General features: G+C 43.4%; 14 protein-coding genes. 4 read left to right on the top strand and 10 right to left on the bottom strand.

The genetic code is table 11. The features are described from left to right. The first annotated feature begins 245 nt into the window (after nt 1-245). Nucleotides 246-1,313 carry a GIY-YIG nuclease family protein gene (locus B5X77_RS03690; RefSeq protein ID WP_176167222.1) on the top strand — a complete coding sequence of 356 codons (1,068 nt, stop codon included), beginning with the start codon at nt 246-248 and terminating at the stop codon, nt 1,311-1,313. 28 nt (nt 1,314-1,341) lie between these two features. Here the strand turns inward: B5X77_RS03690 and B5X77_RS03685 are convergent, their stop codons facing one another. The 5 genes from B5X77_RS03685 to B5X77_RS03665 form a co-directional block, all read right to left on the bottom strand. Beyond that, nucleotides 1,342-2,649, bottom strand: coding sequence for a HAMP domain-containing sensor histidine kinase (locus B5X77_RS03685; RefSeq protein WP_257391706.1), 1,308 nt, complete (start codon nt 2,647-2,649; stop codon nt 1,342-1,344). Between the two features lie 85 nt (nt 2,650-2,734). Beyond that, the gene (locus B5X77_RS03680; RefSeq protein ID WP_079505205.1) at nt 2,735-3,421 is read right to left on the bottom strand and encodes a response regulator transcription factor; all 687 of its coding nucleotides are present in this window, start codon (nt 3,419-3,421) and stop codon (nt 2,735-2,737) included. A gap of 163 nt (nt 3,422-3,584) precedes the next feature. After that, nucleotides 3,585-4,619 (bottom strand): hypothetical protein, encoded by a 1,035-nt coding sequence (locus B5X77_RS03675; RefSeq protein ID WP_079505203.1) that lies wholly within the window; start codon nt 4,617-4,619, stop codon nt 3,585-3,587. Between the two features lie 432 nt (nt 4,620-5,051). Then, nucleotides 5,052-5,702, bottom strand: a complete 651-nt coding sequence (locus B5X77_RS03670) for a DUF4352 domain-containing protein (protein ID WP_079505201.1) — start codon at nt 5,700-5,702, stop codon at nt 5,052-5,054. A gap of 17 nt (nt 5,703-5,719) precedes the next feature. Further along, entirely contained in the window at nt 5,720-6,304 is a 585-nt protein-coding gene (locus B5X77_RS03665) for a vWA domain-containing protein (protein ID WP_079505199.1), read from the bottom strand. A 96-nt stretch (nt 6,305-6,400) separates the two neighbouring features. On the opposite strand from B5X77_RS03665, the gene B5X77_RS03660 reads away from it, so the two are divergent. Next, complete coding sequence (locus tag B5X77_RS03660; RefSeq protein WP_079505197.1) at nt 6,401-6,898, top strand: hypothetical protein; 498 nt, start codon at nt 6,401-6,403, stop codon at nt 6,896-6,898. 41 nt (nt 6,899-6,939) lie between these two features. Here B5X77_RS03660 and B5X77_RS03655 read toward each other — a convergent pair whose 3' ends face one another. Then, nucleotides 6,940-7,122, bottom strand: a complete 183-nt coding sequence (locus tag B5X77_RS03655) for a DUF3896 family protein (RefSeq protein ID WP_079505195.1) — start codon at nt 7,120-7,122, stop codon at nt 6,940-6,942. Nucleotides 7,123-7,307: 185 nt separating this feature from the next. On the opposite strand from B5X77_RS03655, the gene B5X77_RS03650 reads away from it, so the two are divergent. Next, on the top strand, nt 7,308-7,877 hold the full coding sequence (locus tag B5X77_RS03650) for a uridine kinase family protein (protein WP_139378306.1): 570 nt from the start codon (nt 7,308-7,310) through the stop codon (nt 7,875-7,877). A 13-nt stretch (nt 7,878-7,890) separates the two neighbouring features. Here B5X77_RS03650 and B5X77_RS03645 read toward each other — a convergent pair whose 3' ends face one another. Further along, nucleotides 7,891-8,895: a TRM11 family SAM-dependent methyltransferase gene (locus tag B5X77_RS03645; RefSeq protein ID WP_306807283.1), complete on the bottom strand. Its 1,005-nt coding sequence runs from the start codon at nt 8,893-8,895 to the stop codon at nt 7,891-7,893. Further along, a complete protein-coding gene (locus B5X77_RS03640) occupies nt 8,864-9,733 on the bottom strand; it encodes a cation diffusion facilitator family transporter (RefSeq protein ID WP_079505189.1) in 870 nt (289 codons plus the stop codon). The genes B5X77_RS03645 and B5X77_RS03640 overlap by 32 nt, the downstream gene beginning before the upstream one ends. 262 nt (nt 9,734-9,995) lie before the next feature. Between B5X77_RS03640 and B5X77_RS03635 the strand changes: the two genes are divergently transcribed. After that, on the top strand, nt 9,996-11,855 hold the full coding sequence (locus B5X77_RS03635; RefSeq protein ID WP_079505187.1) for an LTA synthase family protein: 1,860 nt from the start codon (nt 9,996-9,998) through the stop codon (nt 11,853-11,855). Between the two features lie 319 nt (nt 11,856-12,174). Here the strand turns inward: B5X77_RS03635 and rnjA are convergent, their stop codons facing one another. Both rnjA and B5X77_RS23910 read right to left on the bottom strand, forming a co-directional pair. After that, the gene (rnjA, locus tag B5X77_RS03630) at nt 12,175-13,839 is read right to left on the bottom strand and encodes a ribonuclease J1 (RefSeq protein WP_079505185.1); all 1,665 of its coding nucleotides are present in this window, start codon (nt 13,837-13,839) and stop codon (nt 12,175-12,177) included. 468 nt (nt 13,840-14,307) lie between these two features. Further along, nucleotides 14,308-15,228 carry a methyl-accepting chemotaxis protein gene (locus tag B5X77_RS23910; protein WP_079505183.1) on the bottom strand — a complete coding sequence of 307 codons (921 nt, stop codon included), beginning with the start codon at nt 15,226-15,228 and terminating at the stop codon, nt 14,308-14,310. Nucleotides 15,229-15,325: the final 97 nt, after the last annotated feature.

Genomic DNA, 15,325 nt, shown 5'->3' with positions numbered 1-15,325 from the left:
CTATATTCACCTCAAGATTTTAATTTCCGTTCGCAATTTATCAATGGTACCTATGGTAACATCCTTAGGATGAGTTTCAAGGGATACGAGCTGATTCCCGAGCATATGGCTGAGATAGTGAATGAAAGCGGGAACATTTTAAAGAATTACACCTTTATATGCTTATAACGAGTCTTAATCACCTATTATGCTAAAATATGAAGATATATAAGGATTCAAAAAAAGAGATAATTGAGGGAGCGGACATGAATTTAAAAGAAAAGGTCAAAAACCTTCCTTTCACTCCTGGTGTTTACCTTATGAAAGATCAGAATGGCACAGTGATTTATGTCGGGAAAGCGAAAAGCCTTAAGAAACGGGTCCAATCATATTTTCAAAACTCTGCAGCCCATCCGCAAAAAATCAAAAAGATGGTTGCTAACATAAATGATTTTCATGTTTTGCACACTGATACGGAATTCGAGGCATTCTTGCTTGAGTGCAAGCTCATCAAAGAATTACAGCCTCTTTTTAACAAGAAAATGAAAAGCCACCTTCCTTACTCTTATATCGCGATTAAGATGGACGGGCCTTTCCGGAAAATTTCAATTGCTTCTGACAAATCCGAAGGTGGCGGGACGATTTATTTTGGACCCTATACCAGCATGATTTATGTAAAAAAAGCAATCGAGAACTTGAAGGAGTATTTTAAAATAAACTGCCTCCAGCCACTTAAGGGTTCCCCGTGCCTGAACTATACCCTGGGGAAGTGCAACGGTTTGTGTATTGGAGGATCAGGGGTCGAGAAATACAATAAGATCGTGGAAAGGTTCATTTCTTTTCTCCAGGGATCTCATGCAGAGATCTTGGAAGAATTAGAGCAGAAAATGAATCAGGCCTCCGAAAAATATCAATTTGAAGAAGCAGCAAAATACAGGAATTACATGAAATCACTCTCCATCCTTTTGTATAAGGAAAATATGATTCAATTCACTGAAGGAAATAAAAACATTGTTGTGGTTGAACGGATCAATGACCGCACATTGAAGGTTTTCCTGATCAAAGGGCATAACATTATTTTTAGTAAACAATACCACCGAGAGAAGTTCAGGGACCTGTCAGAGGAGATAAGGGAGACCATCTTTTACTTCTTCCAGCAGAATAAGAAAAGGGACCCTGTCGTCATCGGCAAGGAGGAACTCGATGAAGCCCAAATCATCTATAGTTATTTAAATGGGAGCAATTCCAGATTCATCGTCATTCCAGAAGAATGGCTGGATGGCAGTGAATCGGAAAAACTGGATGAATCTATTAATCAATTATTAAATGCTTAAGAGGGCTGCAAAGAATGCAGCCCTTATCTTATATTTCTTTTGGCAACAGTAATGAAAATGTCGTGCCGCTTGAATTGCTCTCCTTTAAAATCAAGTCTGCCCCGAGCGACCGGGCAAGCATTTTACTGAAAGGAAGTCCAAGGCCAAGTCCCCTTACCTTGAGTTTCTTCTTCTCACCACGAAAGAAGCGTTCAAAAACTAGCGCCTGCTCTTCTTCAGGAATGCCTGATCCTGTATCTTTTACATCTATTCTTTCTTCTGAAAGGATGATGGAGATTAAGCCAGTAGCCCCGATAGCCTGAAATGAATTATTCAAAAGGTTGATGAGGATTTGTTGCACCCGCAGCGGATCGGTCATTCTGTACACCGTTGATTCCGGTGTGATTACCTTGATGTCAACGGGTTCAGTTTGTGTCAACTTCCATTGCCGCCCAATTTCCTCGACCAGCTTGTTCAGGTCGGAATTTTCCGGTCGAATGGTAATGGCGCCGGCAGCCAGGGAATTGAAGTCGAGCAAATCGGAAATCATGCTCTGCAATCTCTGGATTTCTTTCAGCGTGATATCCAGGAATTCCTGGCGCTCCTCCCCTGTCACAATTCCATCCCGAATTGCCTGGACAAGTCCGCTGATCGAGGTAACAGGTGTTTTCAGATCATGCGTCACACCAGCCAGCAGCTCGGCCCTCATTTGTTCCAGCTGTGTCAGGCGATTGGTCATTTCTTTAAAGGAAGTGACGAGTTTGTGTATTTCAAGCTCTTTTGGATTGGAATCCAGCTTGATCTCATAATCGCCTTCCCGGACCTGTGCCGCTGCCTGCGCGACATCCTGGATGGGCTTAAGGATTTCTTTTGTAAGAAGATAAATGACAATCCAGCCAAGCAAACCCAGCCCCAGCAACAAAACAATCAACAGCCGGTATTCCTGATTGACATCGGCCAATTCATCCGCACTTTGCATCACAACTACCCATCCGGTTTGAAGGTCATTCATTAAAATAGGAGATTTAATACTGTAAATTTGCTGACCATTAATTTTCAGCTTGTTGATTGGATTTTCATTTTCAAACACGGAGGCAGGAACTTCTTCAGAGGAGTGATGGGGACCCCTTCCACCCTTCATCGGCCCTGAATTAAGGATGTTCCCTTCCAAATCAGTAATGAAAAGCTGAGGCTGATTTTCCATTTGTAGAATTCTGGCCCTGTCCTGCAGCCTGCGGTCAAGGCGGTCATAATCGTTATTCGCAGTGGTCTGCCCGAACCGATCTGCTGTTTCGACTGCCAGATACTCCATTAAATTCAACCGGTTCTCCAGGGTGGTATGCCTGATCCACCACATTGACCCGGCTCCTAGCAACAGAAGTCCGACAAACAGGGTGAGAAGATACCTCGTTGTCCAATATCTCAGAAGAGTTGTTGGTTTGTTATTTATCGTAAACACTGAACTGATACCCCAATCCTCTTAATGTCCTGATTTCTCCCTGTGCTGAAGGCCAAGCCGCCAGTGATTGGCGAATGCGCTTGACGGACAGGTCCACTGCCCGGTCGCTCCCGTCGTAATCCATTCCCCAGACGTTTTCAATTAAATCTTCCCTTGTGAAGGTCCGGTTTGGCCTCTCAGCCAGGAAAATCAGCAGACTGCAATCTTTAGGAGTCAGCACAACTTTATCTCCATTGACCGTGACGACATGTGAATTCATATTGATTTTCAGGCTGCCAAATTGTTTCTCATTTTCCGTATCGATGACATTGGAGGAACGTCGCAGAACCGCATGGACTCGGGCCACCACTTCTTCGCCGACGAACGGCTTGGAAATATAGTCGTCCGCTCCCTGGTTCAAACCTTTTAGACGATAGTCAATATCTCCGAGGGCTGTCAGCATGATGACTGGGCAGGCACTGGTTCTACGGATTTCCTTTAAAATAGCCCAGCCATCCATTCCCGGCAGCATGACATCCAGCAACACAAGATCCGGCTTACGCTGAGCAAACAATGCCAGCCCTTCGCTGCCATCAAAGGCCTGTACCACCTCATAGCCTTCATGCTTCAAGTAAACCGCCAGCACTCTCGAAATTGTATGTTCGTCTTCTACTATTAAGATCGTCTTCATTGCCGCTCCTCCTGTTATCCTTTAAAGCCTCATTGCCTAATGCCCCGGCAATCGCTGAAGCTGGAACTACTCGAAGTGAATATTTATATTTTCATCTTACAAGAAAATCCCCCGCTTTGTACCGGGGGACTTTAACAATATTTATTTTTAAGGCAGCAGGTTATTAAAATCCCTGGCCAGCACCATTGTGGTGCATGCCGCCAGGGCCGCCTTTTCCGCCGAAGCCATCTTTTTGTCCCATTCCGCCATGGTCGCCGCCGAAGCCATCGCCGTGTCCGAATCCGCCGCCAAAGCCTTTCATTCCAAAGCGGCCCATTCCATCTTCAAACAGCTCATCAAGCTTGGCAGCATCCTTGTCCCTAATCTCCTGGATCAGTTCCTGTGAATCCTTATCCGAAGTGGAAATACCCAATTTCTTCGCGAGGTTCACGATTTTCTTTTCCTGGACTTCCTGGGCGATTTCCCCGATCGTCTTGCCATCGATGGTGATGTTCAGTTCCTTTGCATCTGCTTTTACTTTGGCCGTCTGGACTTCTTGGGCAATTTCGCGAGTATCCTTACCCTCTACTGTAATTCCATACTTCTTAGCCTGTTGATTGATATAGGCAGTATGGACTTCCTGCTGAAGTGTCTGCAAGTCTTTGCCTTCTGTAGAAACGCCCAGCTCTTTCGCTTTTTTATTCAAGTTCGCTGTGCGAATATCTTCCATTAAAGTCTGAACATCCTTGTTGTCGGTAGACACTCCAAGGTCCTTCGCTTCATCCTTCAGGTATGCTAACCGGATGGCTTCGTGAAGCGCGTCCGCATCCTTCCCATCTGCAGAAATGCCAAGGTCCTTCGCTTTCTCCTTAAGGTTGGCCAGCTTGACTTCTTCAAACAGCGTATCGATATCCTTGCCGGCTGTTTTGATTCCAAGCTCTTTAGCTTCATTTTTGATTGTTGCTTCCCGGATCTCGCTCATCAGTGTTTCGGCTGTTTTGCCTGAAGTGCTGATTTCAAGCTCTTTAGCCTTTCCAATCAATGCTTCGGAATTGCCTCCCATATATCCTTTATGTCCAAATCCTTTTCCAAAGAAGCTTTTAACAGTACTTGCGGCTGCACTGGTGGTGCTATCATCATTCGCTAAAGATGTGGAAGCATAGCCTCCCAGCAATAATGCACCCGCAATGGTGAATCCTACGACTGATTTCTTTTTCATTTCTGACATCCTCCTATAAATAATCTTTTTTTTAGGCCCAGGATGGACATGAACCTTATACTCATAATTTACAGGGCGAATATGTCAGCAAAATGTCAGGTGAAAAAATATTAAAAATTAAAGAACAAACTGGGATTGGCCTGGAATGTCCGAGTTTCAGCCTTCACTATTCTATTTAGAGAAGCTTTATGTCTGGAAGATGTTAAATTATGGCTCTTTTCTCAAACTTTGTTGCTATTGATGACAAAATAGGATGGAATTGCCTAAGTTTCTGCACAAAATGAACGCTTATGAAGAGAAAAGAGCTTGCCAACTTAGTACCGACCTGCAAAAATGGCTATAATCACGTTAAAATCGGCTTTAGGATTTTAACAACAATTTTTACGAAAACAGCCTAAATTATAAAAACCCGGTATTCACCGGGTTCTAAAATCACTTTAACTGAACTTTCTTGTCTCCAACCTTGATGAACCATTTTCCTGTAGAGAAGCTTTCCTTTGATACTTCAAATACTTTCGTGTCTGTAACAGTGATTCCTGGATTCAGGTCACTCGCAATCTTGGCATTGTCCACATTTGTCTCAATCGCGTAATTTGAAGATGCGTCAATATCAGAGTCAAACTCTGTTCCTTCTTCATCCACAAGGCTGACAGCAGGATAGTCGAACATGCCAACCGGCTTCTTGGAAGTGTTATTGATTTTATATTGGATTGCTATAAATGTCCCGCCTTCGGATACGGCTTTGTTGATAAACTCATTGCCGACCTGATCTTTTTCCTCAAACTTTGTAATAGTGATTTCCACTTTGTCAGCTGGAACGGTTTCTCCCACTTTAAATACTTTTTCTGCTTTTACCGGGGAAGCCGCTGTTGTTGTCGAAGTACTGCCCTCATTGCTCACTTCCTCTTCCCCGCCAAGTGCGGAACCGATGATTCCAAATAAAATCAATATGCCAATGAAACTAAGAATCTTATGCCTTCCAAAAAAATTCCGCTGGTCCTTTCCGCAATGAGGGCATTTCTTCACACCTTTGGCGATTTCCTTTCCACAAGTTTTGCAGTTAGCTAGTCTATTGTTCGTCATGATCATTCCTCCTGTTTTCACTTCATTCTTTTCTCGTTGATTGATTCAGAAACCATTTCATACATGCTTTCAATGCCTTTTTCAGAGGCTTCGAATTTAAAAGAATTCTCAAGATTGATACCAAGACTTTCTGCTTCATTTGCCACATCTATATTGGCACCCATGAAAATGAATTCCCAGCTGTATTTTTCTTGTTGATGCTGAATCAGTTCTTTTACTTTTCCATATGTGAACTCCCGGCTGGCGTTTTCCATGCCGTCGGTTGTGATTACGAAGATGACTTTTCCGGGCTTGCTGTCTTCCGGGGTCTTCGCCAGCCGGCAGCCGATATCAAGAATGGTTTTGCCTACCGCATCCAGCAGCGCTGTTGTACCGCGGACATAGTACTCGTCTTCTGTCAGTTCTGCATGCCTGGCCTCAATCCCATTCCATAGCACTTCATATTCATCATCAAAAAGCACGGTTGTAAGGATTGTTTCCCCTTGGAGTTTGGCCTGTTTTTTCACGAAAGCATTGAAGCCTCCTACCGTGTCACTTTCAAGACCTGCCATTGAACCGCTGCGGTCAAGCAAAAAAATGATTTCGGTCAAATTATTATTCATGTCTATCATCCTCCTAAGTTGAATCTGATATAATCATATCTAGATTCATCCATATTTTGGTCGCCTGTTAAGCGACATTTTAAGGAGGCTGGCCACATGCTGGATACCAGGTTAATGGAAGAACTGCAGCAGTATATTGAGCGGAATTTAATTTACGCCGTTTGTGAAAAGTCAATGGGCCCGATCGAGGACTATGTCCTGGAAAGCATTTCGCCGCTGGAGATTGAAAGCTTCATCGCCGAAAAACGGAAGCCGACGCTGCAGAAGGTTCTGTTTGGATTCATAGATAAAAAGGGTGCCAAAGACGCAGAGATCTATAAGAAAGCAGGGATCGATCGCAAGCTTTTTTCTAAGATTCGTTCAAGCCAGGAATACAGGCCAAGCAAAAACACAATCATCGCCCTTGCACTCGCGCTTGAATTGACAAAAAAAGAAACCGACAAGCTATTAAGCTCTGGCGGTTACTCTTTGTCGGACAGTGAAACTTCCGACCTCGTGATTCAATTTTGCATTGAAAGAAACATTTATGACCTACAGCAGGTTAATTACGCATTGGAGTATTTTAGCCAGAAGCTTTTGGGCGGTGTATTATAGTAAAATTAAATTAAATAGCCTGGATAATCTCCAGGCCTGGTTTAATGAATGGAAGCTCCGCGTTCAAAATGGTTCATGCAGGTCAATTCAATGATGTAATCATAATTAGCAATCGCTTTTTGCAGTTCGTTTTTTTCTACAGCAGACAGGTCTGGATGCTGCAACTTATTCGCGAGCTTCATCTGCAAGTTTTCTAATTGAGATTTGACTTCTAGATAGTCCATGTCCAACACCCTTTCTTAAAATGAAACCGCTTTCTTTATATATTATACTCCTCACATCATTTAGAGTATCAGTGAAATTATTGTGATTTAGTGAAACCTATTTAAAAAAGTCCGATCAGATAGAACATATGAATTACATAGAAAGGATGGTTTTTATGAAACTATTAAAGGGCCCCTATCATTCGATGGGCGAATTAATTGAGGCGTTTGAAATTATGCCGCGAAAGCAGAGCACCTTGCTGATTGGTGTGGATGGCTGCGGCGGTTCAGGAAAGAGTACGCTTGCCAGGATGCTGAAGGAAGAGTTGCCAGGGGTGACAGTCGTCCATAAAGATGATTTTTATCTGCCTTCCTCTTTGCTGATAATAGACGAGCCCGCCAACAAACCAATTGGCGCAGATTTTGATTGGCAGAGGCTTTTGGACCAGGTGCTGGATCCCTTGAGCAAAGACCAGGATGGCCATTACCAGAGGTACGATTGGGATAGTGACAATATGGCTGAGTTCCATACCGTTCCTGCTGGCGGAATTGTCATTATTGAAGGGGTATACTCTACCCGACAAGAACTGGAACATTATTATGATTGGAAAATCTGGGTTGATTGTCCGAGGGAAATGCGGCTTGCCCGGGGGATTCAGAGGGATGGCGAAGAAGCTCGCGCCATGTGGGAAGACAATTGGATGGTGGGGGAAGATTTATACGTTCAGCAGCAAAAACCTTATGAGCGTGCTGACATTGTCATACTTGGAAAATAAAAAGGGAAGGCGCTCAATTTTTGAGCGCCTTTTTGCATACTATGACTTCTCTGGTGAAGTTGCCTTTTTTTACAATGCCGCGATCGATAATTTCAAAACCGGCTTCCCGGATCACTGGATCGATTGGCTCAATCGTGACGATGACTGCTTTATCGGCAAAACCTCTTGTGCTATGGAGCATGTCGAGCTGCTCTTCCGGAGTAATCACGGAACACAGATTATAAGGCATATCGATGATGGCTACATCATAATGTCCTGTAACTTCCCTGAGGTCGATAAACTTAATATCAGTTGAGTAGCCAAAATGAGCGATATTTTCACGCGTACCAGTCAGGATCAGCGGATTGTTATCACTGCCAACGATATCAATCCCCATTGATAATGCCTCAACAACGACGGTACCGATGCCGCAGCATGGATCGATTGCTTTTACCCCTGCTGGCTCGGGAACGGCAATATTGGCTACCGCTCTGGCGACTCGGGTGCCTAAAGCCGTTGAATAGCTGTTGGGTTTGTGCTGATGCTGCAGCCAGACCTGTTCACTATTATGGAGTTGGCCAAAATACCAAAAGCCGTGGACCTCGACGATGCCGAATATAAGAACGGGATTATCAAGCTCAGGAATTCCTTTCACAGCCAGTCCTACTCTACGTTCAATCCTTCGTCTTTCTTCAAAAGCAATCTTATCAAGACCTGCCGCTTTGACATACCGCACCTTAAAAGTCGATTCACCCAGTTCCAGTTCTTTAACCCTGGCAATTATCTGGTGAAGGTCGTTCCCTTTGAAAAGAACATCAATTCTCTCCCTTATAAAGGGACTTCTGCTTGGATCGATCTCGACACTGCTTTCAATTATGCCTTCTTCCGAGTCCTTTCCGAAAAACGACCTCATTTCCAGCATGCATAACGATTTTTCTTCTTCGGGAAATGCGTAATTGTATAAATAAGAGCCAGGGGTGATCACTAATCCATCAAATCCTTTCAAATCAATCCGGCTCCACATGTACATGGACGTCATAAATATCAAATTTCTCCATCAGCCTCTGTTCGACTCTGGTAGAAATATCATGTGCCGAGCTGATGTCAAGCGATGGATTAACGGTGATGACGCAGTCAACAACGATATTATTTCCGTAGCTCCGAGCCTTTAAATCATTAATTCCTTTAACACCAGGAATATTGCAGATAGTTTGTTTATATTCTTTAATTAGGTCTACATCAAAGCCGTCTGTCAGCTGGTGGGATGCTTCACGGAAAATGTCCCAGCCTGTTTTTAAAATCAGGACGCCTACAATCACGGCGGTTACCGGGTCGAGCCATGGCAAGCCGAATTGTGAACCAATGATGCCCACAGAGGTCCCGATGCTCACCCACGAATCGGACAGGTTATCTTTAGCCGCGGCCATGACCGAATGGCTTTTTATTTTGCGAGCGAGGTTTCGATTATAACGATAGACTGCATACATTACCAATGCCGAAAACAAGCCTGTCCAAGCCGCGATCATATCGGGCGCTTCTCTGGTTCCCTCAGAAATCGAGCTGATGGCACTGATTAAAACCTCGATGCCAACAATGATCATGATAAAAGACGCGACCATTGAAGCGACCATTTCTGACTTCCAGTGGCCATATAGATGGTCCTCATCCGCCGGCTTTTGTGACAGCCTAAGCCCGATCAGGACTGATACTGATGCTAATATATCCGTCGTATTATTCAATCCGTCGGCTTTCAATGCTTCTGAACCGCTGATATGGCCGATGAATAATTTTAAAGCGGATAGAAGCAGATAGGCAGCGATACTGATGATCGCTCCACGTTCCCCTTGTTTTAAATTAGTATAACGTTGTTCATTCAATGGACCAGCCTCCAATCAACTGCTAGAACATTTTAACAATCAGAAAGCGAGTGAGTCTACAGAAACCTTTTTAACCTTAACCACGTATATAATAGGCAGGCAAAAAAGTTTACCTGAGCAAACTAGAAAATTTCACCAGTAACAGAAGCGAAAATCATGCGTACAATAACTATCGGAAAATTACGCCATTATTGGTGAAGCTACAAAACTATTGGCGATTATGGTAAAATGTAAACTTCAATAGATTCCTAGGAGGGATTCCATGGGGACAGACAAGAATAAAATGTCCATCAGTTTCGTCTTGATTGCCATTATCCTATTATGGCTTAAAACCTACACTGTTTATAAGTTAAATTTTGATATAGATATTGAAAATAAAATGCAGGAATTCATCCTGTTCATAAATCCACTAAGCTTCCTGATGTTCTTATTAGGACTAGGAATCTTCATGGCAGGCAGGAAGCAGAAAATCTTTGTCGTCACGACAAGCTTCATTACTTCCTTCGTTCTTTACGCCAATGTTGTTTATTATCGTGAATTCACGGATTTTATCACGATTCCGCTTTTAACACAGACAAGCAATATGGGTGATCTGAAAAGCAGTGTTGGAGAACTGATCAGTTGGACAGACATCGTGTATTTTACGGATGCACTTTTGATTCTTGCACTGGCTTTGGTAAAAACACCGAAGATTACTTTTAGAAAGTATAGGAGCGCATACGCTGCAGCCTTTTACTTCAGTGCAATTGCTCTGGCATTTTTCAATCTCGGTCTTTCTGAGTCAGAGCGTCCTGAATTGTTAACACGTACATTTGACAGAGAGATTCTTGTAAAAAATATCGGGACATATAACCACCATATATACGATGCTTATTTGCAAACAAAGACTACTGCACAAAGAGCATTAGCAGATGGCAACCAGCTGACGGAAATCGAGAACTATACTCGAGCACAATACACAGCACCTTCTAAAGAAATGTTCGGTGCTGCGAAGGGCAAAAATATCATAGTCATTTCAATGGAGTCTACCCAGAATTTCGTCATCGGCCAGAAAGTGAATGGCCAGGAAATCACACCATTTCTGAATGATTTCATCAAAGATAGCTTTTACTTTGATAACTTCTACCATCAGACAGCACAAGGTAAAACATCCGATTCCGAATTCTTATTGGAAAACTCCTTATATCCGCTCGGCCGTGGTGCTGTATTCTTCACCCACTCCGGAAACGAATACGTATCACTTGCTGAAAGGCTGAAGGAAAATTCATATTACACAGCGAAGCTCCATGCAAACAACAAGAGCTTCTGGAACCGCGACGTTATGTACAATAATTTCGGATATGACCGTTTCTACTCATTGCCTGATTATGAAGTTAACGAAGAAAACTCTGTTGGCTGGGGCATGAAGGATGTCGATTTCTTTGACCAGTCAGTCGAACATTTAAAAGCAATGCCTAAACCATTCTTCGCAAAATTCATTACGCTGACAAACCACTTCCCGTTTGAGCTTGATGAAGAAGACAAATTCATTGATGAGTTTGATTCAAATAGCGGTACATTGAACCGCTACTTCCCGACCGTACGTTATACCGATGAAGCCTTGAAGCTGTTCATCGAAGATTTGAAGGCGGAAGGTCTTTACGAAGATTCCATCATCGTGATATACGGTGACCATTACGGAATTTCTGAAAACCACAACAAGGCAATGGAACAGTATCTTGGTAAAGAAATCACGCCATTTGTTTCAACACAATTGCAGCGTGTACCTTTAATTGTCCACATTCCGGGCCATGAAGGAAAAACCATCTCTACCGTTTCCGGACAGATCGATCTTCGTCCAACACTATTAAGCCTTGCTGATATTGATACGAAACAGGATATCCAGTTTGGCGGAGACCTATTCTCAAAGAACCAGGATAACTTTGTAGTCTTGAGAGACGGAAGCTTCATCACCGAAGATGTGGTATATACGAAAGGCACTTGCTATGATAAATCAACAGAACAGCCAATCGGCCAGGCAAGCTGCGAACCATACATGGAGCAAGCCAAGAATGAACTGAGCTACTCAGACCAAATCATTTACGGCGACCTTCTTCGCTTTTATGCAAAAGATGAACAATAAGGTAAAGTTGGAACCCCGCTGATTCGTCAGCGGGGTTTTTTGTTGGCTCGATCATTTGCGCATCACCTGGGGACAACAGGGTCATGGTACCGTGGTTATCCGAGAAGGGTATTTCAGACTAACTAGTGAAAAGGTGGAGCTCTTTTGGCCGAACCTGGCATGACTTCGGAAAATTATCATGGATAGATGCTTTTGGTTTGTCCGAACCTGCCATAATTCGGACAATATCATGAATAGATGCCTATGTCATACATCTCCCCCCAGTATAACCCATTCAAATACAAACAAAAAAACGACCCATAAAGGATCGTTTTCTAGATTACACTTCCATGATAATCGGCAAGATCATTGGCCTTCTGCCTGTCTTGCTGTATAGGAATGGGTTGACGACGTCGATGACTGCTTTTTTAATGCTTGACCAGTCCTTCGTTCCGCCTGCCAGCTCCGTCACAATTTTATCAGTAATCAGCTCTTCAACGTTTTTCATCAGATCGCCTGATTCCCTGACGTATACGAATCCCCTTGTGACAACTGTCGGCTTGTTGACCAGCTGCTTTTTATCGCGCTCGATCATCATCGTGACGATGACAAGCCCGTCCTGGGACAACACTCTTCTGTCTTTCAAAACAATGTGGCCAATATCGCCAATCCCGCTGCCATCTACATATACAGGTTGTGCTGGTACTTTTCCGGCAACCTGTCCGCCATCAGCTGATAACTCAAGCACATCACCATTGTCTAAAATAAAGCAGTTTTCTCTCGGAATTCCGCATTGCTCCGCCAATCTTACATGCTGATCCAGCATGCGGTACTCACCATGGATCGGAATGAAATACTTTGGATTCAGCAGCTTGATCATCAGCTTCTGCTCTTCCTGCTTACCATGACCTGAGGTATGGACCTCACTGATTTTATGGTGGATTACATCCGCACCAATTCGGTGCAGCTTATCAATCACACGGTTAACGCTGATCGCGTTGCCCGGAATCGGTGACGATGAAAAGACGATTGTATCTCCAGGGATAACCGAAATTTGCCTGTGTGTTCCATTCGAAATCCTGGCGAGTGCGGCCATGGGTTCACCCTGGCTTCCTGTGCAGATAATTGTCAGCTCATTGCTAGGTACATGACCGATTTCATTAACGCTGATAAACGCCTCATCAGGTGCGGTTATATAACCGAGCCTGCGTCCGATTTCGAATGCCTTCTCCATGCTTCGGCCAACAATGGCCATTTTACGATTGTGCTTTAGGGATGATTTCACTACTTGCTGTACCCGGTCAATATTCGATGCGAATGTCGCGAAAATAACACGGCCGTCCACGGTCTGAAAAATATCTTCTATTGCTTCGCCAACACGTCTTTCAGATACAGAAAAGCCTGGCTGCTCACTGTTTGTGCTGTCCGATAACAGGCATAGCACACCTTCACTGCTAATTTCAGCGATTTTCTGAAAATCCGTACCTGCTCCAACCGGTGTTAAATCAAACTTGAAGTCACCAGTATGAACGATATTTCCCTCTGGAGTCGTCACTACGACACCAAATGAATCTGCAATGCTGTGTGTTGTACGGAAAAAGCGCACCTTGATATTTTGGAACTCAACAACTGTATCATTATTGATTTGGTGGAACTTCACACCCTTGATTTTGTGCTCCTGCAGCTTGGACTTAATTAATTCGACCGCGAAATCACCGCCGTATATCGGTGCTTTCACATCCTGAAGCAAAAACGGCAGACCGCCAATGTGATCCTCATGGCCATGAGTAACGAAAATTCCGACCAGCTTGTCCTGGTTCTGTTTAAGATAAGTGTAATCCGCTAGCACATAGTCAATTCCGAACAATTCGTTATCAGGAAACTTAATTCCGCAATCCACAAGTACCATTTCATTTTTGTATTCGATTACATACGTATTTTTACCGATCTCACCAAGACCGCCCAAAGCGAAAATCTTAAGATCCTTTTTCAATTTCTTTTCCATAGTTCAGCTCCTGTTTCTTTGTACAAATGTATATATTAATTCCCATGGGAATCAAATTTTTAAAGAATAGTGAAGAAATTAAATGGAGAAAATAGGGGGTTGAATTCTTAAAATATATCACAAATTTAGCGTTACAACAAATTATGCTCTCCGTTTTACTATTGAGACGATTAATATAGGAGAAAAGTTGCTGGTAGCCAAATGTGTTTTGTGAAGGTCTGCATTTTTTTGGATAACATTAAGTTATACTTTACCGCTTCTCCCCTCTGCTTTTACCTTTTCTCCTATTCCCATTCACATTCAGTCCCTCCCATTTTACCTTTTTTCTTTTCGACCAAAACTAACTTTTAAAAAATTATTATTAATGCCTACGCCTCGTCTACACAAACCATGGCTATCAAACGTTTCCCGCCTTTAATAATCAAAAACACCGCAATCGTATTTATGATTGCGGTGTCCGTTGTCTTTTTACAGGATTTCCTTGAATGTTTTGGCCTGCTTGTCCAGTTCACTGGCGGCGCTGCCAATTTCTTTGAAGGAGACAACTGCTTGTTCATTGAGTTTCTGGTTTTTGATGATCCCATTTTGTGAGCGTTGAGTTGCTTCGTTGATTTTTGTCATTTCACCTGTTATGCCATCTATTCGTTCATTGACTTCCTGGATTGAATCCTGGACTCGGGTTGCAAGTTTCCGGACTTCTCCAGCCACGACATTGAAGCCTCTTCCATGTTCTCCTGCTCTTGCTGCTTCGATGGCCGCGTTCAGGGCTAGCAGGTTGGTTTGGGCAGCAATCTCACGGATGGTCTGGACAATGCTGCCGATGGATTTAGCCTGTGATTTTAGCGACTCGAGAATCTTGATATTTCCGTTTGACTCTTCCACAAGTATGCTGGCAGCGGTTGCTGCTTCTTCGCTTCTAGTTATGCCCATTTCTGCCCTTGCACTCAGGTTTTCTGACATCTGCTGGAGCTCTTCGGCTACTCTTGCCGCATTCCATTCACGCTCCGTTATATCGGTAGCTACCTTCACCACTCCGGTGACCCTGCCTCGAGTATCGTAGACTGGCGAATAAGTAGCTTCCAGCCAGAGCAATTTTCCCCTTTTGGTGACTCGCTGTATTTTTTGCTGAAAGCTTTTGCCGTTTCGCAGGTTTCTCCATAACTCTGTATATTCCCTGCTGCCTGCAAATTCTGCTGTACAAAATTGTTTATGAAAAAGTCCAGGCATCTCTTCCACTCGATATCCCATCGTTCGCGCAAAATTTTCATTTGCCCAAAGAACTTTTCCGTCCGGCTCAAATTCAATCATTGCCAGGGATCGTTCAATCGCACCCAGGACTGCGTCAGCTTCAAAAACCTGTGTACTCCTCAGTTGCTTACTAATTTGCATGTTGTCTCCTCTTTGCCTTTTAATATGTATATTCATGACTATCGTACTAGCCTTCATCCTTTCCTACAATTTTCAATATGCTATTATCGCTACCGAG

The organism is Mesobacillus jeotgali, from assembly GCF_900166585.1.
Lineage (GTDB): Bacteria > Bacillota > Bacilli > Bacillales > Cytobacillaceae > Mesobacillus > Mesobacillus jeotgali_A.
This window is presented reverse-complemented; position numbering and strand designations above follow the sequence as displayed.